This is a genomic window from Amycolatopsis sp. cg9 (assembly GCF_041346945.1).
Taxonomy (GTDB): Bacteria; Actinomycetota; Actinomycetes; order Mycobacteriales; family Pseudonocardiaceae; genus Amycolatopsis.
The window spans coordinates 8,863,668-8,888,848 of record NZ_CP166850.1 but is presented as its reverse complement, the minus strand read 5'-3'; the positions used below and the strand labels follow the sequence as shown (position 1 = coordinate 8,888,848).

Here is a 25,181-nt window from a genome sequence, read left to right as displayed (position 1 = left end):
GGGAACGCATGATGGCGAAGTTCGGACGGCTGTTCGCGGCCGTCGCGATCGGGGCGCTGCTGGCGACGGCCGGGACCGCCGAGGCTGCCGCGCCGTCGTCGCCGGTGGCCGCGGCGGGCACAGCGGGCTGCGGTCAGGCCCCCGGGCTGGCGAGCGGCAGCCACACGATCTCCAGCGGCGGCCAGAACCGCAGCTACCTGCTGCGGGTGCCGGCGAACTACGACAACTCCCACCCGTACCGGCTGTTCGTCGGGCTGCACTGGCGCGGCGGCACGGCCAACGACGTCGACTCGGGCGGGACCGACGGCTACAACTGGTCCTACTACGGCCTCCGGCGGCTCGCGGACAGCGCGGGCAACACCACGATCTTCGTGGCGCCGCAGGGCAACGGGAACGGCTGGGCCAACCCCGGCGGCCAGGACGTCACCTTCGTCGACGACCTGCTGAGGCAGCTCGAGGCGGCGTTGTGCGTCGACACCTCGCAGGTCTTCGCCGGCGGGTTCAGCTACGGCGGCGCCATGAGCTACGCGCTCGCCTGCGCCCGGCCGGCGGTCTTCCGCGCGGTCGCCGTCTACTCCGGGGCGAACCTCAGCGGGTGCAGCGGCGGTTCCCAGGCGGTCGCGTACATCGGGATGCACGGCATCGGGGACAACGTCCTGCCCATCGCGTCCGGGCGCTCCCTGCGCGACCAGTTCGTCCGCAACAACGGGTGCACCGCGCAGAACCCGCCGGAGCCACCGAGCGGCAGCCGGACGCACATCGTCACCGCCTACTCCGGTTGCCGGGCCGGCTACCCGGTGGTCTGGGCCGCGTTCGACGGCGGTCACGACCCCGGCCCGCGCGACGGGTGCGCCTGCAGCGGCTGGCAGACCTGGACCTCGGGCGAGGTGTGGAAGTTCTTCACACAGTTCGACTCGTCGACCCCGCCGTCCGGGGCGCCGGTGCAGGTCGGGGTGAACTACACGCTGGCGGCCGGGCACAGCGGCAAGCTCCTGGACATCAGCGGTGTCTCCACCGCCGCCGGCGCCCCGCTGCAGCAGTGGGCGGCCACCGGCGGGCCGAACCAGCAGTTCGACTTCCTCGACTCCGGTGACGGCTACTACCGCGTCCGGGCCCGGCACAGCGGCCTGGTGCTCCAGGTGGCCGGTTCCGCCTCCGGCGCGGACATCAGCCAGCAAGCCGACTCCGGCGCCCCCGCGCAGCAGTGGCGGGTCACCGACCAGGGCGGCGGCGTGGTCAGCCTGGTCAACCGGCTGAGCGGCCTGGCGATGGACGTCTGGGAAGCCTCGGGCGCCGACGGCGCGCGGGTCTCCCAGTGGACGTACACCGGTGCCGCCAACCAGCGGTTCCGGCTCCAGCGCGCCTGAAGGGGCCCGGAACCGGCGTTATCCTCGAGCGAGCCCGTGAAGACAACGACGTCTTGGGAGAGCGAACGTGTCGTCCGTCGAGTCACCCGAACTCCGTCCGACCCTGGCCGACGTCGCGCGGGCGGCCGGGGTGTCGACCGCCACCGCGTCCCGCGTGCTCAACGGGTTTTCCCGGGTCCGGCCGAAAACGCGCATGCAGGTCGAGTCGGCGATGTCGGCACTGGGCTACGCCCGCCACCGCGCCGCGCGGGCGGCGGCGGGGCCCACCGGCTCGGTCGCGCTGGTGGTGTGCGAGGAGGTCCCGCGGCTGTTCGCCGATCCCTACTTCGCCCGCATCGCGGCCGGGGTCGGCAAGGCGCTGGGCGGGGTCGGCCTGCAGCTCGTGCTGCTCACCGTGCCGGCGACGGAGAACTACCAGGCCCCGGTGGTCCGGTACCTCGACGGCGGCCACGTCGACGGCGCACTGGTCATCGGGATGCACGGCCGCCGCCCGCTCGACCTGGGCTGGCTCGGCATCCCGGTGGTGTTCGGCGGCCGCCCGGTCTGCGGCCGGGAACCCGGCCGCTTCTCCTACGTCGACGTGGACAACCGCGGCGGCGCCCAGCGGGCCACCCAGCGCTTCCTCGACGCGGGCCGGCGCACCGTGGCGACCATCGCCGGACCGCAGGACATGACCGCCGGCGTCGACCGGCTGCTCGGCTACCGGCAGGCGGTGGCGGGCGCCGGCCACGGCGACCGGGGACTGGTGGTGTTCGGGGACTTCGGCCAGGCCTCCGGCGAGCACGCGACCGCGCGCCTGCTGGACCGCCGTCCGAACGTCGACGCCATCTTCGCCGCCTCGGACATGATGGCGGTCGGCGCGATGCGGGCCCTGCGCCGCGCGGGCCGCCGGGTGCCCGGCGACGTGGCCGTCATCGGGTTCGACGACCTGCCGATCGGCCGGCGCACGGACCCGCCGCTCACCACCGTCCGCCAGCCGATCGAAGAGATGGGCGCCCGGATGACGGGCGAGCTGCTCGCCGTGCTCGGCGGCTCGGGCGGGCCCCGCTGCGCGGTGCTCGACACCGAGCTCGTCGCGCGCATATCGGGATGACCGGCTGATCCGCGAAGTGTTAGCGCTAACAACGGCGCCGCGGCGCCCGAAGGAGGATTCGTGACCACTCGAGTCAACCCGGTGCGGGCCGCCCTGGTCCTGGCCGTGCTCGTGGCGGCCGCCCTGGCCGGCGCGGTACCGGCGGCCGCGGCATCGACGTCGCTCACGAGCGCGGCCTCGGGCCGGTGCCTGACCGTGACGGGCGGTGCCGACACGCCGGGAACGGCGCTGGAGATCCGGGACTGCACCGGCCAGGCGAGCCAGGCCTTCGAGTTCACCGGCGCCGGCGAGCTGCGGGCGCTGAACGGGACCCGGTGCGTGGACGCGTACGGCAACCAGACGGCGCCGGGGACGGCGGTGATCATCTGGTCCTGCACCGGCGGGGCGAACCAGCAGTGGCGGCAGAACTCCGACGGGACGATCACCGGTGTCCAGTCCGGGCTCTGCGTCGACGTGAACGGCGCCGGGACGGCCAACGGCACCGCGGTCATCCTGTGGACGTGCCACGGGCAGAGCAACCAGCGGTGGACCACCGGATCCACCCCGCCCGCCGGCGGGGGACCGTGCGACATCTACGCGTCGGGTGGTACACCGTGCGTTGCCGCGCACAGCACGGTGCGCGCGCTGTACCGGTCCTACGGCGGGAAGCTGTACCAGGTCCGGCGCGCGTCCGACAACGGCACCCGCGACGTCGCCGCCCTGGCGGCGGGCGGCGCCGCCGACGCCGCGGCCCAGGATTCCTTCTGCGGCGGCACTTCCTGCGTGATCACGGTGGTCTACGACCAGTCCGGGCGGGGGAACGACCTGTGGTACCAGGGATCGAGCGTGGTGCCGGGGTCCAGCCAGAGCAGCCCGGCGAAGGCGACCACGGAGTCGCTGACGGTCGGCGGCAGCAAGGCGTATTCGCTGTACATCAACCCGGGCAACAGCTACTGGCGCGACGGCCACCTGACCGGCGTGCCCACCGGCAGCGCGCCCGAGGGCATGTACCTGGTGACCAGCGGGACCCACGTCAACAGCGGTTGCTGCTTCGACTACGGCAACAGCGAAACGACCCGCAAGGCCGACGCGGCCGGTGCCATGGACGCCCTCAACTTCGGCAAGCAGTGCTGGTTCGGCGGCTGTTCCGGGACCGGCCCGTGGGTGCAGGCCGACCTCGAGTGGGGGCTCTACCCGGGCGGGAGCCAGACGTGGAACCCGAACCAGCGGGCGTTCGGCAGCAAGTTCGTCACGGCGGTGCTGAAGAACAACGGGACGTCCCGGTTCGCCATCAAGGGCAGCGACGCCCAGTCCGGCGGCCTCACGACGCTGTGGGACGGTGGCCTCCCGAGCGGGTACAGCCCGATGAAGAAGCAGGGCGCGATCGTCCTGGGCAGCGGCGGTGACTGCTGCAAGCCGGGCGGGGGCGCCAACCTCAGCGCGGGGACGTTCTACGAAGGGGCGATGGTCGCGGGTTACCCGTCCGACGCGACGGAGAACGCGGTGCAGGCGAACATCGTCGCCGCCGGGTACCGCTGAGGCTGCCTGCCGGGGGGAGAAACCGGACGCCCGGGCCGTGGTGGACGGCCCGGGCGTCCGGCCTGATCAGGTGCGGCTCCAGCGCTGGTTCGGCTGGCCGTTGCAGGACCACAGGATCGCGTGCGTCCCGTTCGCGGTCGCCGCGCCTTCGGCGTCCAGGCACAGTCCGGAATGGACGTTGCGGATCGAGCCGTCCGCGGCGAACGTCCACTGCTGGTCGTCCTGCCCGGTGCACTGCGCGCTCGTCGCCCGCGCCCCGCTGGTGGTGCCGCTGAGGCACTTGTCGCCGTACACGCGGACCTCGCCGGTCGGCCAGGTGGTCCACAGCTGGTTCGCCGCGGTCTGGCAGTCCCAGAGCAGGGTCCCCGCGCCGGCGGCCGTCGAGGCGTTGTCGACGTCGAGGCAGCGGCCGGATCCCGTGCCGCGCAGGCGGGACGTCGTGGCGGCCAGCGGGCTACCGCCGGTCACCCGGTACGCCGCGACGCCGTGCGCGGGCACGCTCGCGGTGATCGCCCCGCCGGTCGTCGAAGTCGCGCCGGTCCACAGGTCGGTCCGGGTGAACGCCGTGCCGGAGAGGCCGACCTGCGCCGCGGTCGTGCTGACGGTGGTGGTGGCGCTCCCGCGGTTGAGCAGCCCGACCGCGACCGACCCGTCGGCCAGGGGCTTGGCGAACACCTCGACGGCGCCGTCGTCGCGCACCCGGCGGCCGCCGGCGCCGAGCCGGTCCTGGTCGACCGCCAGCAGCCGCGGGTTCCGCAGCACCGCGCTGATGTCGGCCGGCATCGTGCGGATGTCGTTGCCCGCCATCAGCGGCGCGGCCATCAGAGCCCACAGCGCGAAGTGGGCGCGGGACTCGGTCAGCGACAGCCCGGGCCGCCCGACCACGAGCATGTCCGGGTCGTTCCAGTGGCCCGGGCCGGCCTGGGCGGCCAGCGGGGCGGTGACGTCGAGGACGTTGCCCACGCCCATCGGGTAGCTGTTCGTGTTCCCGTTCTGCCAGATGTCGAGCAGGTCCTCGGTGGTGCGCCAGAGGTCCGCGACCTGGCCCCAGTCGTACTTGTCGCCGGTGATCGCGTGGTAGCTGTTGGGGTTGATGCTGTAGACGATCGGGCGGCCGGTGGCGCGCAGCGCGTCGCGCATCACCGTGAACCGGGCGACCTGCTCGTCGCGGGTGCCGGCGGGGGAGCACCAGTCGTACTTCAGGTAGTCCACGCCCCACGCCGCGAACGTGGTGGCGTCCTGGACCTCGTGCCCGGCGCTGCCGGTGGAACCGGGGTAGGTGCCGGTGCGCTGGGCGCAGGTGCGGTCGGTCGGCACCTGGTAGATGCCGAACTTCAGGCCCCGGCCGTGGATGTAGTCGCCCAGGGCCTTCATGCCGCTGGGGAACTTCGACGGGCTCCCGCGCAGGGCGCCTTGGGCGTCGCGTTGCGGGTCGAACCAGCAGTCGTCGACGACGACGTACTGGTAGCCCGCGTCCTTCATCCCGGACGAGACCATCGCGTCGGCCGCTTGGCGGATCGCGCTTTCGCTGACGCCGCAACCGAAGCTGTTCCAGCTGTTCCAGCCCAGCGGCGGGGTGAGCGCCGGGCTGCCGGGCGCGGCCACGGCCGGCGGCACGGTGACCACGGCCAGTGCGGTGGCCGCGGCGGTGAGCAGGTGGCGCGGTCGAACGGGCATCGTCGCCCCTTTCCGTAGGGTGGAGGCGGCCATGTCGGGCACTGGCGCCCGGTCGCGCTCCCCAGGCCAGGCGAGGGGCAGTCTGGCACGCGATGTTCACGCTCACAAGCAACCGCCGCAGCGGATGAAAGTTTCACGCCGGCCGGTGCGGTGCACGCTGGGATTTCGCCGCATTCCCCGGTTTCGGCGCCGGGTAAAGCTTGACCAGCGGCATCGGCCGAGCCTAGACAGAGCGTGTTAGCGCTAACTCAATCCGGCGCCGAGGAGGCTTCCCGCCATGCCCGAGTTCAGCCGCCGCGCCATGCTGGGCCTGATCACCGTGAGCGGCGCGGCGACGGCCGGGCTCCTGCGCGGCGGGATCGCGTCGGCCACCGCCGGGCCGGGCAGCTACACGCCCACGTGGTCGTCGGTCGACCAGCACCCGCCCGCGGCGGAGTGGTTCCAGGACGCCAAGTTCGGCATCTACTTCCACTGGGGCGCCTTCAGCGTCCCCGCCTTCGGCAACGAGTGGTACCCGCGGAACATGTACGTCGGCGGGTCGAGCGAGAACAACCACCACAAGGCCGTGTTCGGCGATCCGTCGGCGTGGCCCTACCACAACTTCGTCAACGGGGCCCGCGACAAGGCCGGCAACTGGGTGCAGTTCGCGCCGAAGCTCAAGTCCGCGGGCGGGAACTTCGACCCGGCGGAGTGGGCGCAGCTGTTCGCGGACGCCGGCGCGAAGTTCGCCGGGCCGGTCGCCGAACACCACGACGGCTTCTCGATGTGGAACAGCGCCGTCAACGAATGGAACTCCGTCGCCAAGGGGCCGCGGCTGGACCTCGTGCGGCTGCACGCCGACGCGATCCGCGCCCGCGGCCTGAAGTTCATGGTGTCGCTGCACCACGCCTACCACTTCACCGGCTTCTACGACCACGTGCCGGCGCAGTCGGACGCGAGCCTGCGCAAGCTGTACGGCCAGTTGGGCTCGGCGGCGGAAAACCAGCTCTGGTACGACAAGCTGGCCGAAGTCGTCGACGGCTACCAGCCGGACCTGCTCTGGCAGGACTTCAACCTCTCCCGCGTCGATGAGTCCTGGAGACTCGACTTCCTCGCGTACTACTACAACAAGGCCGTCGCGTGGAACAAGGACGTCGTCGCGACCTACAAGGACGGCTTCACCAACCGGGGCGAGGTCTTCGACTTCGAACGCGGCGGACCGGGGGACATCCAGAACCCGTACTGGCTGACCGACGACAGCATCTCCAGCTCCAGCTGGTGCTACACGACCGGTATCGGCTACTACTCGATGAAGGCGATGCTGCATTCGCTGATCGACCGCGTCAGCAAGAACGGCACCATGCTGCTCAACATCGCGCCGATGGCGGACGGCACCATCCCGTCCGGACAGCGGAGCATCCTGCTCGGCATCGGCGACTACCTCGCCCGCTTCGGGGAGTCGATCTACGCCACCCGCGCCTGGTCGGCCTACGGCGAGGGCCCGACGCAGATGGGCGGCGGCTCGTTCACGACGCCCCGCGAGGGCACCAATCGCGACATCCGGTTCACCCGCGGCAAGGACAACACCGTCCTGTACGCCACGGTCATGGGCTGGCCGGGCGGCACGCTGGACATCACCACGCTCGGCGCGGGCCGGATCGACCTCGGCTCGCTGAAGTCCGTGCAGCTGCTCGGTGCCACGGCGGGGTCGTACACCGACCTGCCCGACCGCACCCAGGACGGCTCCGGGCTGCACGTCCGGCTGCCGTCGACGCCGTTCAGCGCTCCGGCGTACGTGGTGAAGCTGACCTTCTCCGGCCAGATCCCGGCGTTGGGCTCCGGCCCGGTCCCCACGGGCTGGGTGCGGATCGCCAACGTCACGACCGGTCTGGTGCTCGACAGCGGCGGGACCGTCGTGGCCGGGTCGGTGCTCAAGCAGTGGTCCTACGACGGGTCCACCAACCTGCACTGGCAGCTGGCCGACCTGGGCACCGGCTACCACCGGATCGTCAACCGCACCAACGGCATGGTCGCCGACAGCGCCGGCCGGACCGGCAACGGCGTCAACGCCGTGCAGGCGGCCTGGACCGGGAGCGACAACCAGCAGTGGCGGCTGGCCGCGCTCGGCAACGGGCGCTACCAGATCGTCAACCGGGGCACCGGCACCGCACTCGACGGCGCGGGCAGCACCGCGGCCGGCTCACCGGTGGTCCTGTGGGCCCCGAACGGCAGCACCAACAACCAGTGGACCGTCACGGCCGTCTGAGCCCTTCGTCGGAAGCGAGAGCTGCCATGTTCCGAACCCTGCTGCGGATGGTGGTCGCCACCGTCGTCCTGGCCGGCGGCGTGGTGGCCGCGGCCGCGCCGGCCGAGGCCGCCACCTCGATCACGATCGACGGCGGCTCGGCCGGGCGCACGTTCGACGGCGTCGGCGCGGTCAGCGGCGGGGGTGGCAACAGCCGCCTGCTGATCGACTACCCCGAGCCCCAGCGCGGCCAGATCCTCGACTACCTCTTCAAGCCGGGTTACGGCGCCGCGCTGCAGATCCTCAAGGTGGAGATGGGCGGCGACACCAACTCCACCAGCGGGGCGGAACCCAGCCACGCGCACTTCCGCGGTGATCTGGACTGCAACCGCGGCTACGAGTGGTGGCTCATGGAGCAGGCCAAGGCGCGCAACCCCGCCGTCAAGCTGGTCGGCCTGCCCTGGGGCGCGGCGGGCTGGATCGGCAACGGCACCTTCTTCTCCAACGACCTGACCGACTACTACCTTTCCTGGCTCGGGTGCGCCAAGCAGCACGGGCTGACGATCGACTACCTCACGACCGTCCAGAACGAGAAGCAGTGGAGCGCCGACTGGACCGTGACGATCCGCAACGCGCTCAACGCCAACGGGTACAGCGCCGTCAAGCTCATCTCCGGCGACTCGTGGCCCGGAGACTGGGGACCCGCGAGCGCGATCTCGACCAACACGGCCTACCGCAACGCGACCGACGTGCTCAGCGCCCACTACACGTGCGGTTACCTCAGCGCGCAGACGTCGTGCAGCGTCCCGGCCGGCGTCACCGGCACCGGGAAGACGCTGTGGTCCAGTGAGAACGGCTCCCAGGACTACAACGACGGCGCCAAACCGCTGGCCCGCGGCGTCAACCGCGTCTACCTCGACGGCAAGATGACCGCTTACCTCAACTGGGACCTCATCGCCGCCACCACGCCGAACATCCCCTGGCCGACGGTGGGGCTGATCCTCGCCAACCAGCCCTGGTCGGGCTACTACTCGGTCGGCAAGGACGCCTGGGCGCTGGCGCACACCACGCAGTTCACCGCGCCCGGGTGGAAGTACCTCGACGCCGCCAGCGGGTACCTCGGCGGCAACCGCGCCAACGGCAGCTACGTCTCGCTGAGGTCCCCGAGCACCGGTGACTACAGCACGGTCGTCGAGACGATGGACGCCACTTCGGCCCAGACGCTGAACCTCAACGTCACCGGCGGGCTGTCGACCGGCCAGGTGCACGTGTGGGCCACGAACCTCAACTCGAACAACCCCGCGGACTTCTTCAAGCACACGGCCGACATCACGCCGTCCGGGGGAGCGTTCGCCCTCACCGCGCAGCCCGGTTACCTCTACACGATCACGACCACCACCGGGCAGGGCAAGGGCACCGCGACCAGCCCGGCGCAGGGTTCGCTGAACCTGCCCTACAGCGACGACTTCGACGGGTACGCGACCGGCAAGGAAGCCAAGTACCTGATGGACATGGAGGGCGCGTTCGAGACGTCGCCCTGCGGCGCCGGGCGTTCCGGCACGTGCGTGCGCCAGGCCGCGCCGCAGAAGACGATCCCCTGGAAGAAGTTCGTCGATCCCTACGCGCTGCTGGGCAACGTGGCCTGGAGCACCTACACGGTCAACGCGGACGTGCTGCTGGAGAAGTCCGGGTCGGTCCAGCTGCTCGGCCGGGTCGGCTCGCAGGACACGGGCAACCAGGGCGCGGTGAACGCGTACTACCTGCGGATCAGCGACACCGGTGCGTGGTCGATCCAGCGCAACAACACCAGCCAGCAGGTCACGACGCTGCGCAGCGGCACGACGACGGCGCTGGGCACGAACCGCTGGCACAAGCTGTCCCTGGGTTTCTCCGGCAGCACCATCACCGCATCCCTCGACGGCGCCGTGCTCGGCACGGTCACCGACGGCACCTTCCCGGCCGGCCAGGCCGGGATCGGCACGAGCACGGGGGAGACCGCCCAGTTCGACAACCTGGCCGTGACCGGCTCGGGTGGCGGGTCGACGTCGGTGCTGCGCAACACCGGCTCCGGCCGCTGCCTCGACGTCCCCAACGTCTCCCAGACGAACGGCACCCAGGTCGCGCTGTGGGACTGCAACGGTGGCGGCAACCAGCAGTGGACGCTCACCTCCGGGAAGCAGCTGCTGGTTTACGGAGCCAAGTGCCTCGACGCCGAAGGCGCGAGCACGTCGGCGGGTACCCGGGCGATCATCTGGGACTGCACGAGCGGCCCGAACCAGCAGTGGACCGCGAACGCCGACGGCACGATCACCGGTGTCCCGTCGGGACTGTGCCTCGCCCCGAGCGGAGGCACCGGGAACAGCGCTCCCGTGACCCTGCAGGCCTGCACGGGCGGCGACGCCCAGAAGTGGGCCCGGAGCTGACGGTGTTTCGTCCGGACAAAGGAGTTCGATGAAAGCACGATGGAGAAGACCACTTCAGACCGCGGGAGCCGCGGTGGTGCTCGCCGCGGGGGCGCTGTCCGGCCCGGCGGTACCGGCGCAGGCCGCCACGCAGGGCCCGTGTGACCTCTACGCCGCCGGCGGCACGCCGTGCGTGGCCGCGCATTCCACCACCCGGGCGCTGTACGGCGCGTACAGCGGGGCTCTGTACCAGGTCCGGCGAGCGTCAGACAACGCGACGCGGGACATCGGCCCGCTGAGCGCGGGCGGTGTCGCGAACGCCGCGACGCAGGATTCTTTCTGCGTCGGGACGACCTGCCTGATCACCGTCATCTACGACCAGTCCGGCCGCGGCAACCACCTCACGCAAGCTCCACCGGGCGGGTTCCAGGGGCCGGCCGCCGGCGGGTACGACAACCTCGCCAACGCGGCGGCCGCCCCGATCACCGTCGGCGGGCAGAAGGCGTACGGCGTGTTCGTGGCGCCCGGCACCGGGTACCGCAACAACAACGCCACCGGCACCGCGACCGGCGACCAGCCGGAGGGTATGTACGCGATCTTCGACGGCACGCACTACAACGGCGGCTGCTGCTTCGACTACGGCAACGCCGAGCGCAACAGCCGGGACAACGGCAACGGCACGATGGAGGCCATCTACTTCGGCAACATCAAGGTCTGGGGCTACGGCGCCGGGAACGGCCCGTGGATCATGGCCGACCTCGAGAACGGCCTGTTCTCCGGCGTCAACCAGCGCTACAACGCCAACGACCCCACCATCAGCCACCGCTACCTGACCGCGATCATCAAGGGCGGGCCCAACCGCTGGGCCATCCGCGGCGGCAACGCGCAGTCCGGCGGCCTGTCGACCTTCTACGACGGTCCCCGCCCCAACGTGTCCGGGTACAACCCGATGCGCAAGGAAGGCGCCATCATCCTCGGCACCGGGGGCGACAACAGCATCGGCTCCGCGGGCACCTTCTACGAAGGCGTGATGACTTCGGGCTATCCGTCCGACGCCACCGAAAACGCCGTGCAGGCCAACATCACCGCGGCCGGGTACGGCACCGGCGGCAGCGGTACCACCACCGGGCCGCTGCACGCGGTCGGCGCCGGCAAGTGCCTCGACGTCCCCGGATCCACCACCACCCCCGGCACCCAGCTCCAGATCTACAGCTGCAGCGGCCAGGCGAACCAGAGCTGGACCCGCACGTCGTCGAACCAGCTGACGGCCACCGTCGGCGGGCAGACGCTCTGCCTGGACGCCTCGGGCAACGGGACGAGCGCCGGCACGAAGGTGGTGACCTGGTCCTGCAACGGCGGGGCCAACCAGCAGTGGACCGTCAACTCCAACGGCACGGTCACCGGTGCGCAGTCCGGGTTGTGCCTGGACGTGACGAGCGCGTCGACGGCCAACGGCGCGCTGGTCGAGCTGTGGACCTGCAACGGCGGCAGCAACCAGCAGTGGACGCTCGGGTAGTCGCCTTCGACGAAGGAACGAGGTTGTGATGATCACCAGTCCGACCCGGTGGCGAGCCGCACTCGCCGCCGGCCTCACGGCGGTTTCCCTGGTGCTGGTCCCCGGCACCGCCGGCGCGGCGAGCACGCTCGGCGCCGCGGCGGCGCAGAGCGGCCGGTACTTCGGCGCCGCGATCTCCACGAGCCACCTCGGCGAAGCGGCCTACGTGAACACTTGGGCGGCGGAGCACAACGGCGTCACGCCGGAAAACGAGATGAAGTGGGCCACCGTCGAGCCGAACCGCAACCAGTTCAACTTCGGCCCGGGCGAGCAGATCGTCAGCCAAGGCCGGAGCAAGGGCATGAAGATCCGCGGGCACACGCTGGTGTGGCACGGGCAGCTCGCCGGGTGGGTGAGCGGCCTGGACGCGGGCAACCTGCGGTCGGCGATGCAGAACCACATCAGCCAGGTGGCCGGCCACTGGAAGGGCCAGCTCTACGCGTGGGACGTCGTCAACGAGGCGTTCGAGGAGAACGGCACGCGCCGGCAGTCGGTGTTCCAGCAGAAGCTCGGTGACGGCTACATCGAGGAGGCGTTCCGCGCCGCCCGCACGGCCGACCCGAACGCCAAGCTCTGCTACAACGACTACAACACCGACGGCGTCAACGCGAAGAGCACCGGGATCTACACCATGGTCCGGGACTTCAAGAGCCGTGGCGTGCCGATCGATTGCGTGGGCTTCCAGAGCCACCTCGGCTCGACCGCCAACCTGAGCAGCTACCAGGCGAACCTGCAGCGCTTCGCCGACCTCGGGGTCGACGTGCAGATCACCGAGCTGGACGTCGGCGGTTCGGGGTCCGGCCAGGCGAACGTGTACCGGCAGGTCACGCAGGCGTGCAAGGCGGTGGCCCGCTGCACCGGCATCACCGTCTGGGGCGTCACGGACAAGTACTCGTGGCGCTCGGGCGACACGCCGCTGCTGTTCGACGGCAACTACGGCAAGAAGCAGGCCTACACCGCGGTCCTCGACGTGCTGAACAGCGGTGGCGGCGGAGGTGACGCCGCGCTGCGTGCGGTGGCCGCGAACCGCTGCCTGGACGTGCCGGGCTCGTCGACCACCGCCGGCACTTCGCTGCAGATCTGGGACTGCCACAGCGGGGCCAACCAGCAGTGGACCCGGACCGGCGCCGGGGGGTTGACCGTCTATCCGGGTGATTCGCAGCGCTGCCTGGACACCGCCGGCGGCGGCACGGCCGCGGGCACCGCCGCGGTGATCGCGAACTGCACCGGCGGGAGCGGCCAGAAGTGGACGTCGAACGCCAACGGCACCATCACGAACGGGCAATCGGGTCTGTGCCTGGACGTGACCGGCGCGGCGACCGCCAACGGAACCGCCGTGATCGTCTGGACCTGCAACGGCGGGGCGAACCAGCAGTGGACCGGCCCGGCGGCCTGACGGCCCGCGGAATCACCTCGCGTCGTGCTCGTCGAACGGGGTCGCGTACGACGGCGTACGGGCCCGCAGGACGAGCCGCAGGGTCAGGTGGATCCGGGTGGAGCGGGGCAGGTCCACCCGGAGCCACGGACCGTCGAGGTCGAGCGACGCCGTCGTCACGACCGGTTCGCGGTGGCCGTAGTCGTAGAGGCCGCCGATCCAGGACGGGTCGTCGCACACGCTGTAGGCGACGGCGCGGATGTGGTGTTCGGCGAACGCCCCGGCCTGGACGAGCACCGACCGGGGCAGCTCCGGGTCGAGGTTGACCAGCTCGACCACGGTCGCCTCGGGGTCGATGCCGGACACCAGCGCCGCCACCGACCCGGGCAGGCCGGGGCGCCGCGCCTCCGCGTCGTAGTACCGGACGCGGGCCTGCTGCAGCCCGCCGTTGTAGACCACCTGCGGACCGCCCCAAGTGAGCTGGACCAGCGCCTCGGTGACCACCGGGTTGGACTGCTGCCACAGGTGGATGTCGGCTTCGGCCACGGCCTGGCCGCGGTGGCGCTCCATGCGGGCCAGCCGGTGCCGCACCTGGGCCTGGGCGGCGGCCAGGATCCGCTCCGGGTAGTCCGGGTTGTCCCCGGCGAGGTAGGCGAGCCACGGCTCTTCGTGCCCGGCCTCCTCCTTGCTGCGGAACGGCCGCACGGTCCGCCAGTCGTGGCCGCCGGCCGCGCGCAGCCGTTCGAGGCGGGCGCGGTCGTCCGGCGCGGCCGTGTGGTGCCACAGCGCGACCGGGACACCCATCAGCATCGGGTTGTAGTCGAACCAGCCCCGGTCGTCGTGGCGGTAGGGCACGTGCAGCGTCGGGGTGTCGACGTCCTCCCGCAGCTGCACGGTCCACTTGGTGGCGAGGCTGGAGTCCGCCTCGGTGAAGGCCAGCACCTTGGCGTGGGCGAGGAGTTCGTCCAGCGCCGGGCGCACCAGGTCGGTGAAGGTGTCGTCGCCGGTGGCAAGCGCGGCCGACAGCGCGGCGACGACGGCGGCGTGCCCGACGCTGTACCAGCCGTGCGGCCAGGACCAGCCGTAGTGCCCGCCGTACCAGCGGCCGTCGAGCAGGCCGCCCACGGTGCCGTCGGGAGCGACGTTGTCGGGCAGGATGCCGTTGTTGGCCGCCGCGCGGTCCCGCCAGGCGCCGACGTATTCGGCGAGCCAGTCGCGGTAGCGCTCTTCGCCGGACAGCAGCCACGCGTTGAAGACGAGCCCGGCGGCGGCCAGGTTGACCGCCGTGTCGCCGGTCCCCGTCCGGCGCCGCAGCTGCTCGCCGAGCCGCGGGTCGCGCTCCCGCGGCGGCTCCTCGGCGTCCGGGGGCAGCAACCACTCCAGCGGGAAGCCGTACGTCGCCGCTTCCCGGGGCAGCCACGGGTACGAGTCCCCGTCGAAGAGGCCTTCCCGCGCCGGGTCGCTGCCGTTGTGGGGCCGGCGGATGATGCGGTGCACGGGGTCGTAGTTGCCGTGGGCGGGGTCGACGTAGAGCTCGGCGAACCGCAGCGCGCGCGCCCGCCACCGCTCGGGCGCGGCCATGCACAGGAAGTACAGCAGGAGCAGGCTTTCGCCCTGGTGGAACCAGTCGTAGCCGCGTTCGTACCCGTCGTGCAGCATGCCGAGTGCGGTCAGCTGCCGGGTGACGCCCGCCCAGTGCCGCTCCGACTCGGCGAGCAGGTCGGCGGCGCCGCCGAGCAGGTAGAGCTGGGGCCAGTTGAAGAAGGTTTCGTAGAAGTCGTCGACGCCGTCGCGGGTGGTGAGCCCGCCGGCGTAGGCCAGCCGCCCGTCCGGGCCGGTGAAGTCGCGGGCGAACCGGCGCCACGCCCGGTCGAGCAGGGCGAACAGCTCGCGCTCGGCGATCGCCCAGCCCGGTGGTTCGAGCAGGGGGACCGAAGCCGTGATGGCGGGGTGCATCGGCTACTCCTTGGTCGCGCCGGCCAGCATCCCGGCGACCAGGAACCGCTGGGAGAAAAGGAAAACGACGAGGACCGGCGTGATCGCCAGCAGGGTGGCCAGCGCCAGTTCCGGCCGGTGCACCGCCGCCGTGCCGGCCGTCGGGTTGAACTGGGGGACCGAGTTCAGCAGCGTGCCCAGGCCCACCTGGACCGGGAACTGGTCGCTCTCCGGCAGCAGGACGTAGGGCAGGAAGTAGTTGGTCCAGTTGGCCACGAAGCTGAAGAAGCCGACGAGCGCGACGATCGGCGTGGCCAGCGGCAGGGCGACGTGGCGGAACACGCCGAACGACGAGCAGCCGTCGAGCTGCGCCGCCGCGATCAGGTCCCGGGGGACCGCGGTGCCGAAGTAGATGTAGGTCAGGTACACGCCGAACGGGTAGAACGAGTAGGGCAGGACGACCGACCACATCGACCCGATCAGGCGCACCGCGTTCACCTCGAGGAACAACGGCACGACGAGGGTCGCGTTCGGCATCAGCATCACGACCAGCGTCGCGACCAGCAGCGTGCGCCGGCCGCGGAACTCGGTCATCGCGAGGGCGTAGCCGGCCGGGATCGCCACGCACAACGTGATCGCGAGCGCGACGAACGAGTACAGCGCGGAGTTGCCCAGCCAGCGGAAGATCGCGTTGTCCTGGAAGGAGGTGAGCGCGGTCCAGTTGCCCGCCAGCGCGTGCCACGAGCCGAAGGACAGGGGATCGCCGTGCACGAGCTGGTCGTCGGTCTTCGTGGCCGCGAGCACGAGCCACCCCACGGGGAGCACGAAGAAGACCAGGAACAGCCCGAGCACCAGGGCCGGCAGCGGGTTCGGCAGCCGCCGGGCGCGGCGGGCGTCAATCGGCATCGAAGAACCCCGACCGCGCGACGAACACGCCGGCGACGACCAGCCCGACCACCAGCAGCTCCACCGAGATCGCCGCGGCGGTGTTCACGTTGTCGTTCTGGAAGGCGAAGTCGTAGGAGAGCTGGTTGAGCGAGTAGTCGCGGCCCGCCACGCCGACACTCGCCTGCGACAGCAGCTGCGGCTCGACGAAGAGCTGGGTCCCGCCGGCGAACGCCAGGATGACCATGTAGACGATCCACTTGCGCAGCAACGGGATCTGGATGCGCCAGGCCGTCTGCCACGCGCCCGCGCCGTCGATCCGGGCCGCCTCCAGCAGCTCGGGGGAGATGTTGTTCAGCGCGCCGTACACCACCACGATCCAGCCGCCCGCCCCGGTCCAGAACGCGATGATCGTGAACAGGACCGGGAGGTGGCCCGGCGCGACGACCTGGCCGAAGGTGCCGAACCCGGCCACGCGCAGCAGCGCGCTCACCGGGCTCACCGACGGGTCCAGCATGAACAGCCACACCAGCACGCTCGCGGCCCCGGCCAGCGCGCCCGGGATGTAGTAGAGGAACCGCACGGCTTTGCCGGCCCCGCTCCAGGTCAGGCGGTGCAGCAGCAACGCCAGCCCGACGACGAACACCACCAGGGAAACCAGCCAGCACACCAGGTAGAGCGCCACGTGCCCGACGGCGCCGTAGTACCGGAAGTCGGTGGCGGCTTCGGCGAAGTTCGAGAAACCGGCGAAGGTGTCTCCGGCGTCGGTGAAGGCGAAGTACACCGCGTACCCGGTGGGGATGACGCCGAAGGCGATCAGCAGGACGACGTAGGCGGCGACGAACAGGTGCCCGGCCCGGCCCGGCCAGAACCCCCGCCGCCGCGAAGGGGTGCCGGCCGGCCGGGGAGCCGTGGTCACGGGCCGACCTCGTAGCCGGTGGACCGCGCGTGGTCCGTGATCGCGGCCTGCCAGTCGGGCAGCATCGAGACGATCGTCCGGCCCGCGGTCAGACCCGGGGTCACGGTCGCCGCCCAGATCGCCTCCTGGCTGAACTGCCCGTAGCCCCAGCCCGGCCACACCTGCGACGCGGCCCCGCGCAGCGGGCCCGCGATGTCGCCGGCGTAGTACTTGCTCGAAGACTGCTTCGCCAGCCAGGTCTTGACGACCGGCGCGTAGGCGGGGTACCCCGGCGAGACCTCGCCCTGGTACTCGTCCGAAGTGGTCACCCAGGTGAGGAAGTCGGTGGCGTCCTTGAGGTTGGCGCTGTGCGCGGACAGCAGCCAGGTGCCACCGCCGACGTTGCCGACCGAGGGCGCCGGGTCGGCGGCCCACTGCGGCAGCGGCGCGGCGGCGATCTGCCCCGCCGGGGTCTTGAACGACTCCTGGAACACCGAGCCGCCGAACCACGACGGGCCGGGCAGCAGGAGGATCTTGTCCGCGGCGTTCTTGGCGAAGTCGGAGCTGAACACGCTGCTGGTGGCCATCGTGCGGTTCCGGACGAGCGTGTCGAGCAGCGCCGCCATCCGGGTGCAGGCCGGGCTGGTCGTGGTGACCTTGACCGACTTCGGGCCGGTGATCTCGTTGGCACCGCACTTGCCGGCCCAGAGGTAGATCTCCGGGGTGAAGTTGTCGCCCGCGGTGCCCACCAGGTAGCCCGGGTGCTCGGTGGCGACGCGCTGCCCCAGCGCCTGGTACTCCTCCCAGGTCTTGGGCACCTGGTAACCCCACGACGACATCAGCGGCGCGTTGTACCAGAGGACGGTCGGGGCGAGGTCGTTGCGCAGGCAGTAGAGCGTGCCGTCGACCGTGCAGGGATCGTTGGCGCCGGCGCTCCAGCCGCTCAGGGTGGCGGCCGGGATCCGGCCCTTGTCCAGCGGGGCCGTGAACCCGGCCGGCACCGCCCAGGTGGCCTCGTTGTTCTGCGAGCTGAACACCACGTCCGGCCAGCCGCTGCGGGTGCGGTTGAACAGGCTCACCTTGGTCTGCAGGTAGTTCGAGCCGTTGGCGTCCCCGTCGTAAGTGACGATTTCCAGCTGCACCGCGGGGTGCTGCTGCTGGTAGAGCTGGGCCGCGGGCAGCCGTGTCGAGTCGACCCAGACGGTGATCTTCCCGCCGGTCTGCGGTACGGGCTCGAACCCGCCCTGGGCCCCGCTCCCGCCGTTCCCGCACGCCGTGACCGCGGCGAGGACGGCCGCGACGCCGGCGGCCAGCCCCGCGTACCGCCCGCGGCGCCCGGACGAGCGGCCGGCTCCGGTGGCGCGCACCCGAACTGTCATGAGGAACTCCACTTCATCGTGGCACCCACAGGTCACACCTGACGAGGCAGCAAACCTGGCCTATGTGTCTGACACATTTCGCGAGCGGTCGCTGCAGTGTTTAATCACAGCTGGAAGACCGGGTTCCGTCAAGAGGCCGGACGCGGCAAAATAAGTCGTACACATCGGCAATTGTGTGGGCCGACGGCCCGGCCGCCGGGGTGTGGGTAACCGCCGCCGAAGCGGGCCGACGAGTGGAAGGTTCCGACCTCACTTCCCGGTCGGAGCCGAACTTATCGTGGCTCGCATGCCTGATCGATTTCCCGACGCGGGAGGCTCCGAGGTGCCGGTGGCGAGCGGTGCCCTGGACGGGCTGATGCAGCCCCGGCCGCTCACCATCGCCCACATCCTGGAGCGTGCCGAGCGGCTCTTCGCGCACAAGACCGTCGTCACGGCCGGCACCGAGCGGCTGACCTACGCCGACGTGTGCGGCAACGCCCGGCGCCTGGCCACCGCACTGGCCGCCCTCGGTGTCCCGGCCGGTGCCCGGGTCGGCACGTTCGCCGGCAACAGCCGGCGCCACCTGGAGGTCTACCTCGGCGCGCCGGTCACCAAGCGGGTGCTGCACTCGATCAACATCCGGCTCTCCGCGGAGCACCTCGAGTACATCGTGAACCACGCCGAGGACGACGTCGTCTTCGTCGACCGCGGGCTGCTCCCGCGGATCTGGCCGAGCGCCGGCCGGCTGCCTTCGGTGCGGTACTGGGTGGTGCTGCCGGACGGCACCGGCACCGCGATCCCGGCGGATCCGCGCGTCCTGGACTACGACGAGCTGATCGCCGGGGCCGAGCCGTTCACGGGCTCGTTCGAGGACACCTTCGCGCTCGCGGACGAGAACCTGGCCGCCGGGCTGTGCTACACCTCGGGCACGACCGGGCCGCCCAAAGGCGTGCTGTACAGCCACCGGTCCACGGTCCTGCACTGCCTGGGGACCCTCGCGGCCGGTCTCGTCGGCCTGTGCGAGAGCGACGTCGTGCTCCCGATCGTGCCGATGTTCCACGCCAACGCCTGGGGCCTGCCCTACGGCGCGATGATGGCGGGCGCCTCCCTGGTCCTGCCCGGATCGTCGGCGGAGCCCGCGCACCTGCTGCGGCTGATGGAAACCGAGCGGGTGACGGTCGCCGGCGCCGTGCCCACGGTGTGGACGAGCCTGGCCCCCGGACTGGGTGCCCACGACCTGAGCGCCACGCGGTTCCTGCTCGGCGGCGGCTCCGCCGTGCCCGCGGCGCTGTCCGAGACCTACCGCGCCGCCGTCGGCGTGCCCATCACCCATTCCTGGGGGATGACGGAGATCAGTCCCGTCGGGGTGATCGGCGGGACGCGCACCCAGCACCGGGACGCGCCCGAGGCCGACCGGGTCGCCGTGCGCGCCGCCCAGGGCCAGCCGCTCCCGCTGGTGAACGTGCGGATCGTCGACGTCGAGACCGGCCGGGAGCTGCCGCGTGACGGGCGGGCCGTCGGCGAGCTGCAGGTGGCCGGGCCCTGGGTCGCGGGCGGGTACTTCCGGGTGCCCGCCGGGGAAAGCTTCACCCGTGACGGCTGGCTGCGCACCGGTGACCTGGCGACCATCGACGCCGACGGCTACCTGCGGCTCGTGGACCGGATCAAGGACCTGATCAAGTCCGGCGGCGAGTGGATCTCCTCGGTGGAGCTGGAGGGCGCCATCGCCTCCCACCCCGACGTCGTCGAAGTCGCGGTGGTCGCCCGCCCGGACCCGCGGTGGGTGGAACGCCCGGTCGCGTACGTCGCGCTGCGCGCCGGCAGTACCGCCACGGCGGAGGAGCTCCTGCGGCACATCGCGCCGATGGTCGCCAAGTGGTGGCTGCCCGACGAGTTCGTCTTCCTGGCCGCCCTGCCCAAGACGGGCACCGGCAAGCTCTCGAAGCTCGCCCTGCGCGATTCGGCGCGGATCGCCTGAGCCGCGTCACGCCGGGGCGGTGGCGATCGGCCGGAGCTGGTGCAGCCGCAGTCCCAGCTGCAGCTCCAGGTCGTTGCCGGTGCGCCAGTCGAGGCCGAGGACGGTGCTCGCCCGGTCCAGCCGCTTGAGCAGCGTGTTGACGTGCAGGTGCAGCGCCCGGGCGGTCGCCGCGACGTTGGCGCGGTGGCGGTAGAAGGCGCCGAGGGTGCCGACGAGGTCGGTGCCCCGGTGCCGGTCGTACTCCAGGAGCGCGCCGATCGAGCCGGCGAGGAACCGGTCGAGCTCGCCGGCCCGGTCCGCGTCGAAGAGCATGGCGTACAACGAAAAGCGGTGCGTGGTGGCGCCGAGATCGGTGTGCCCGATCGCGCGCACCACCGCGCCGCAGCGGCCGGCAAGGGAGAAGGCCCGGGCCCAGTCGTGGTCGGCGGCCCGCTCGCCGACGACGATGACGGGGCCGCCGAGCACGCGGCGCAGTCCACTGTGGACTTCTGAGACCGCCTGGTCGGCGTCGGCGCCGGGCAGGATCATCGTGGCCCGGCCCAGGTGCTCGCCGGCCAGGCCGCCGCGCTCACGGGCGATGTCGTGCAGGTGGCGCGAAAGATCGCTCGCCGGCAGGGCGGGGGAGTCCGCGACGAGCACCAGGTCCAGCCGGTCGGCGTCGATGCCGCGGGCGCGGGTGCGGGCGCGCTGGGCCGGGCTGATCCCGGGCCCGCCGACCAGCAGCTCGGTCAGCAGTTCCCCGCTCAGCCGTTCGCTCGCCTCGGCCACGGCCCGCTCCTTGAGGATGAGCAGCCCCAGGATGTGCGTGGCCCGTTCCAGGGTCCGCAGGTCGGTGTCGTCCGGGACGCCGTCCGCGGCGGTCCGGCGCCACGCCAGGGCCCCGAGGTAGCTGTCGCCCGCCTGGATCGCGGCCACGCTCAAGGTCGTGCCGCCGGCGCCGGGCACGACCGCGCAGCGGCCCGAGCGCCGCGCTTCCTCGACGGCGCCCGCCGAGTCGGCTTCGTGCGCCCGGTCGAGGAGCGTGACGGTCCCGCCCAGCTGCTCGGCGAGGAGCTGCGCGACCTCGCCCGGGCTGCCGCCGCCCAGGACCACGCCGGTCAGCGCTTCGTGGATCGCCTGCGCCCGTTCGATCTTCCGGTAGGCGACCCGCACCTCCCGCAGCGCGGTCCGGCTCGCTTCGTAGAGGCGGGCGTTGTCGATGGCGACCGCGGCGTGGTCGGCGAACGCGTTGAGGAGCGCGATTTCGTCGGCCTGGAAAGCGCGTTCGGAGCGGTCGGCCGCGAACAGCGCCCCGATCGCCTCGCCCCGGATCACCAGCGGCACCCCGAGCAGCGCCACGAGCTTCTCGGCGGTGACGAGGTGGTCGAAGTCCGGGTCGTGCTCGATGCGCGTCGAGCCCGCGTAGTCGCGGACCCAGTGCGGGCTGCGCGAGGCCAGCACCTTGCCGCCGAGTCCCACGCCGGCCGGGATGGCCGCGGCGAGGAAGCTGGGGGAGACCGTGCCCTCCGACGCCTTGGCCGACAGCCTGCCGTCCGCGCCGACCAGGGAGAGGTAGGTGAAGTCCGTGCCGATCAGGTCGTGCGCGTGGTGGACGATCGACTGGAGGACCTCGTCCAGCTCGCCCAGCGCCGTCAGCGACTTGACGGTGGCGTACAACGACGCCAGCTCACGCTGCCGGCGCACGAGCGAACCCGCTTCCGCTTCGCTGGCCACAGTGCCCTCCTCATCGCCGGCGAGTGGGCGAAAGACCCACTGGTCCGGGGACAGCAGTGGATGATCCACCCCTCATTCTGAGCGTATCGGCGACCTAACATGACCGCCATCACCTGGCTCGCTCACCAACGAAGGCGGCGTCCATGGCCATTCCGCTCACCCAGCCCGAAGGACAGCCCGGCGCGGTCGACACCGGCTCGTCCCCGACCCGGCGCCGGGCCTTCCGCAAGCTGCTGGCGGCCGGGCTCATCGGCAGCTCGATCGAGTGGTACGACTTCTTCCTCTACGGCACCGCGGCCGCGCTGGTGTTCCCCAAGGTGTTCTTCCCGCACTCCTCGGCGCTGACGGGCACCCTGCTCGCCTTCAGCACGTTCTGGGCGGGCTTCGTGGCGCGGCCGATCGGTGGCGTGCTCGCCGGGCACCTCGGGGACAAGTACGGGCGCAAGCCGGTCGTCGTCGCTTGCCTGGCGGTCATGGGGGCCGCGACCTTCCTGATCGGCTGCCTGCCCACCGCGTCGGCCGTCGGCGCGCTGGCGCCGACCCTGCTGGTCGTGCTGCGGTTCGTGCAGGGGCTCGCGACCGGTGGCCAGTGGGGCGGCATCGTGCTGCTGCTCACCGAGTCCGCCGGTCCCAAACGGCGGGGCTTCGCCGGAACCTTCGGCCAGACCAGCGTTCCGGTCGCCGTGATCCTCTCGAACCTGATCTTCGTTGCGGCCAGCGGGCTGATGCCGGACGCGGCCTTCCTCAGCTGGGGCTGGCGGATCCCCTTCCTGCTCAGCGTCGTGATGTTCTCGGTGGTGCTCTACATCCACGCCAAGGTCGAGGACACCCCGGAGTTCCGCCGGCTGCAGCAGGAGGTGGCCAAGCCGGAGGCCGCGGTGGTCCGGGCCCCGCTGGCCCAGGTGCTGCGCAGCAAGTGGGGCACCATCCTGCTCGGCTGCGGGCTGCTCTCCGCCACCAACAGCCTGTTCTACGTCAGCATTTCCGGGCTGCTGAGCTACGGCACCGGCACGCTCAAGCTCCAGCGCGACTCGCTGCTCACGGTCGTGCTGATCAGCTCCGTCGCGATGCTCGTGGCCATCCCCTGGTCCGGCCACCTCTCGGACAAGGTGGGGCGGCGCCCGCTGATCCTGATCGGCGGGCTGGGGGTCGCCGGCTGGGCGTTCCCGTACTTCGGGCTCGTCGACACCGCTTCGCTGCCGCTGATCTTCGTCGCGGTGGCCGTCGGCTTCGCGTTCCAGTGCATCACCTACGGCCCGATCGCGAGCTTCCTCGGCGAGCTCTTCGCGCCCAACGTGCGCTACTCGGGCGCGTCGCTGGCCTACCAGCTTTCCGCGATCATCGTCAGCGGCGGCACGCCGTTCCTCATGACCGCGCTGATCGCCAAGACCGGGAGCACCGTGCCGGTCGCCGCCTACATCACGCTGATGGGGCTGATCACCTTCGCCAGCGCGTGGTTCCTGCCGGAGACGAACACCGCCGAAGTCCGGGCCGACCCCCACGCCGTCCCGGGCGCGCAGCTCTACCGCTGAGAGACGAGGACAGAGTGAAGCGAACACCGGTCACGAAAACCCGGCGGCTCACCGTACCGGCGCTGGTGGTGGTACTGGCATCGGCCGCGGCGGCCGGCCCGGCCGCCGCGACCGCATCGACGACGCCGTCGTGCGCGGAACTGGCGGGGCTGGCGATCCCGGCGTCGGCCATGAGCCTGCCGACCACCGGCGGCCGGGTCACCGCGGCGGCGGACAAGACCGCGGTGGCCGGCGGCCGGACCGTCCGGTTCTGCCAGGTCGACGCCGACCTCTTCCCGGTCGACCCGGCCGCGCCCGCCATCAAGATGCGCGCCGACCTGCCGGACGGCTGGAACCGCAAGGCGCTGATGTTCGGCGGTGGCGGCTACGACGGCACCATCCCGGACCTGACGGCGAACGTGCCGTTCGGTCCCGCGGACCAGCCGGTCCCGCTGGCCCGGGGCTACGCGACGTTCGCGAGCGACTCGGGCCACCAGCAGAACCCGGCCGCCCCGCCGTCGCTGGACGGGTCGTTCGGCGTCAACGACGAGGCGTTGCGGAACTTCGCCGCCGGTGACGCCCTCAAGAAGACCCTCGACGCGAGCCTGTTCCTCATCCGGCACGGGTACGCGGCGAAGCCGGCCGAAGTCCTGTTCGCCGGCGGCTCGACCGGCGGCCGGGAGGCGCTCGTCGTCGCGCAGCGGTGGCCGGCGGCGTTCGACGGGGTGATTTCCGCCTTCCCCGCCTGGAACAACCTCGCCGAGGTCCTCGACCTCGGTTACCTGACGCAGATCCTGGCGCGGCCGGGCGCGTTCCCGGGCCCGGAGAAGCAAACGCTCCTCTACACCAGCGTCGTGGCCGCGTGCGACGGTTCGGACGGCGTGCGGGACGGGATCGTCTCGCACCCGGCCGCCTGCCGCTTCGACCCGCGCGTGCTGCGGTGCCCGGGAGGGGCCGACAGCGGGCCGGCCTGCCTGTCGGATCTCCAGATCGGCGCCGTGACCGCGATGTCGTCCCCGTTCAGGTGGCCGTACCGGGTCGCCAGCGGCGAAACCGCGTACCCCGGCTTCCCGTTCCTCTCGGGCGCGGACATGCGCACCCCGTTCCTCGGGTTCGGCACGACCGCGCCCGCCGACCCCATGCCGGTCACGAGCGGCTACGGGATGCAGTACTGGGACCAGTGGGTGAAGTACTTCCTGACCCGGGACCCGCGGTCCGGCCCGCTCGACGTGGACCCCCGGCACCCCGGCGAGTGGCTCGCCCGGATCAGCGCCCTGTCCACGATCCAGGACCGCAACGACGCCGACCTCCGGCCGTTCGCCCGGGCCGGCGGCAAGCTGATCCTCTTGCACGGCGCCGCGGACGAGCTGGTCTCCCCGTACTCGACGAGCGACTACTACGAGCGGGTGCGGGCCGTGGCCGGTCCCCGGACCACCGACGCCTTCCTGCGCTACTACGTCGTGCCCGGTGCGAACCACGCGAACTTCGGCACTCCGGCCTTCGCCGCCGGCTGGGACTCGCTGTCCGCGCTCGAGCGCTGGGTGGACAGCGGGGCGCCGCCCGCGAACCCGGTGGTGGCCGACCTCGCCCACGCCCGCACCCGGCCCCTCTGCGCGTACCCGGCCTGGCCCGCCTACCGCGCGGGTGACCCGGCCGACGCGTCGAGCTTCGCCTGCGCCCGGTGACGCGCCG

16 protein-coding genes are annotated in these 25,181 nt (G+C 71.8%); 10 read left to right on the top strand and 6 right to left on the bottom strand.

Going from position 1 to position 25,181, the window contains the following annotated elements:
• The first annotated feature begins 11 nt into the window (after window positions 1-11).
• The 3 genes from AB5J73_RS40820 to AB5J73_RS40810 all read left to right on the top strand — a co-directional run bounded on the left by AB5J73_RS40820 (window position 12) and on the right by AB5J73_RS40810 (window position 3,978).
• Entirely contained in the window at window positions 12-1,367 is a 1,356-nt protein-coding gene (locus AB5J73_RS40820) for an RICIN domain-containing protein (protein ID WP_370973483.1), read from the top strand.
• Window positions 1,368-1,434: 67 nt separating this feature from the next.
• Window positions 1,435-2,460, top strand: a complete 1,026-nt coding sequence (locus AB5J73_RS40815; protein ID WP_370964351.1) for a LacI family DNA-binding transcriptional regulator — start codon at window positions 1,435-1,437, stop codon at window positions 2,458-2,460.
• A 60-nt stretch (window positions 2,461-2,520) separates the two neighbouring features.
• Window positions 2,521-3,978: an arabinofuranosidase catalytic domain-containing protein gene (locus tag AB5J73_RS40810; RefSeq protein ID WP_370964350.1), complete on the top strand. Its 1,458-nt coding sequence runs from the start codon at window positions 2,521-2,523 to the stop codon at window positions 3,976-3,978.
• A 66-nt stretch (window positions 3,979-4,044) separates the two neighbouring features.
• On the opposite strand, the gene AB5J73_RS40805 is transcribed toward AB5J73_RS40810, so the two are convergent.
• Entirely contained in the window at window positions 4,045-5,655 is a 1,611-nt protein-coding gene (locus AB5J73_RS40805) for a ricin-type beta-trefoil lectin domain protein (protein ID WP_370964349.1), read from the bottom strand.
• Between the two features lie 277 nt (window positions 5,656-5,932).
• Between AB5J73_RS40805 and AB5J73_RS40800 the strand changes: the two genes are divergently transcribed.
• From AB5J73_RS40800 to AB5J73_RS40785, 4 genes are read left to right on the top strand one after another with little or no spacing between them, the layout of a single operon-like run.
• Complete coding sequence (locus AB5J73_RS40800) at window positions 5,933-7,900, top strand: alpha-L-fucosidase (RefSeq protein ID WP_370964348.1); 1,968 nt, start codon at window positions 5,933-5,935, stop codon at window positions 7,898-7,900.
• 26 nt (window positions 7,901-7,926) lie between these two features.
• Window positions 7,927-10,302 carry a ricin-type beta-trefoil lectin domain protein gene (locus AB5J73_RS40795; protein ID WP_370964347.1) on the top strand — a complete coding sequence of 792 codons (2,376 nt, stop codon included), beginning with the start codon at window positions 7,927-7,929 and terminating at the stop codon, window positions 10,300-10,302.
• Between the two features lie 28 nt (window positions 10,303-10,330).
• Window positions 10,331-11,797 (top strand): arabinofuranosidase catalytic domain-containing protein, encoded by a 1,467-nt coding sequence (locus AB5J73_RS40790; protein ID WP_370964346.1) that lies wholly within the window; start codon window positions 10,331-10,333, stop codon window positions 11,795-11,797.
• A 28-nt stretch (window positions 11,798-11,825) separates the two neighbouring features.
• Window positions 11,826-13,232: an endo-1,4-beta-xylanase gene (locus AB5J73_RS40785; protein ID WP_370964345.1), complete on the top strand. Its 1,407-nt coding sequence runs from the start codon at window positions 11,826-11,828 to the stop codon at window positions 13,230-13,232.
• A gap of 12 nt (window positions 13,233-13,244) precedes the next feature.
• Here the strand turns inward: AB5J73_RS40785 and AB5J73_RS40780 are convergent, their stop codons facing one another.
• The 4 genes from AB5J73_RS40780 to AB5J73_RS40765 are packed head-to-tail and all read right to left on the bottom strand — an operon-like array spanning window position 13,245 to window position 18,308.
• Window positions 13,245-15,167, bottom strand: a complete 1,923-nt coding sequence (locus AB5J73_RS40780; RefSeq protein ID WP_370964344.1) for a hypothetical protein — start codon at window positions 15,165-15,167, stop codon at window positions 13,245-13,247.
• A 3-nt stretch (window positions 15,168-15,170) separates the two neighbouring features.
• Entirely contained in the window at window positions 15,171-16,052 is an 882-nt protein-coding gene (locus AB5J73_RS40775) for a carbohydrate ABC transporter permease (protein WP_370964343.1), read from the bottom strand.
• Window positions 16,042-16,950, bottom strand: a complete 909-nt coding sequence (locus AB5J73_RS40770; protein ID WP_370964342.1) for a carbohydrate ABC transporter permease — start codon at window positions 16,948-16,950, stop codon at window positions 16,042-16,044. Before AB5J73_RS40770 ends, AB5J73_RS40775 begins: the two co-directional genes overlap by 11 nt.
• The gene (locus AB5J73_RS40765) at window positions 16,947-18,308 is read right to left on the bottom strand and encodes an ABC transporter substrate-binding protein (protein WP_370964341.1); all 1,362 of its coding nucleotides are present in this window, start codon (window positions 18,306-18,308) and stop codon (window positions 16,947-16,949) included. The genes AB5J73_RS40770 and AB5J73_RS40765 overlap by 4 nt, the downstream gene beginning before the upstream one ends.
• Window positions 18,309-18,651: 343 nt before the next feature.
• On the opposite strand from AB5J73_RS40765, the gene AB5J73_RS40760 reads away from it, so the two are divergent.
• Window positions 18,652-20,265, top strand: a complete 1,614-nt coding sequence (locus AB5J73_RS40760; protein WP_370973481.1) for a long-chain fatty acid--CoA ligase — start codon at window positions 18,652-18,654, stop codon at window positions 20,263-20,265.
• A 6-nt stretch (window positions 20,266-20,271) separates the two neighbouring features.
• Here AB5J73_RS40760 and AB5J73_RS40755 read toward each other — a convergent pair whose 3' ends face one another.
• Window positions 20,272-21,978 carry a helix-turn-helix domain-containing protein gene (locus AB5J73_RS40755; protein ID WP_370964340.1) on the bottom strand — a complete coding sequence of 569 codons (1,707 nt, stop codon included), beginning with the start codon at window positions 21,976-21,978 and terminating at the stop codon, window positions 20,272-20,274.
• Window positions 21,979-22,121: 143 nt separating this feature from the next.
• Between AB5J73_RS40755 and AB5J73_RS40750 the strand changes: the two genes are divergently transcribed.
• A complete protein-coding gene (locus AB5J73_RS40750; protein WP_370964339.1) occupies window positions 22,122-23,510 on the top strand; it encodes an MFS transporter in 1,389 nt (462 codons plus the stop codon).
• 170 nt (window positions 23,511-23,680) lie between these two features.
• Window positions 23,681-25,174, top strand: coding sequence for a tannase/feruloyl esterase family alpha/beta hydrolase (locus AB5J73_RS40745; protein WP_370973479.1), 1,494 nt, complete (start codon window positions 23,681-23,683; stop codon window positions 25,172-25,174).
• The last annotated feature ends 7 nt before the right edge of the window (window positions 25,175-25,181 follow it).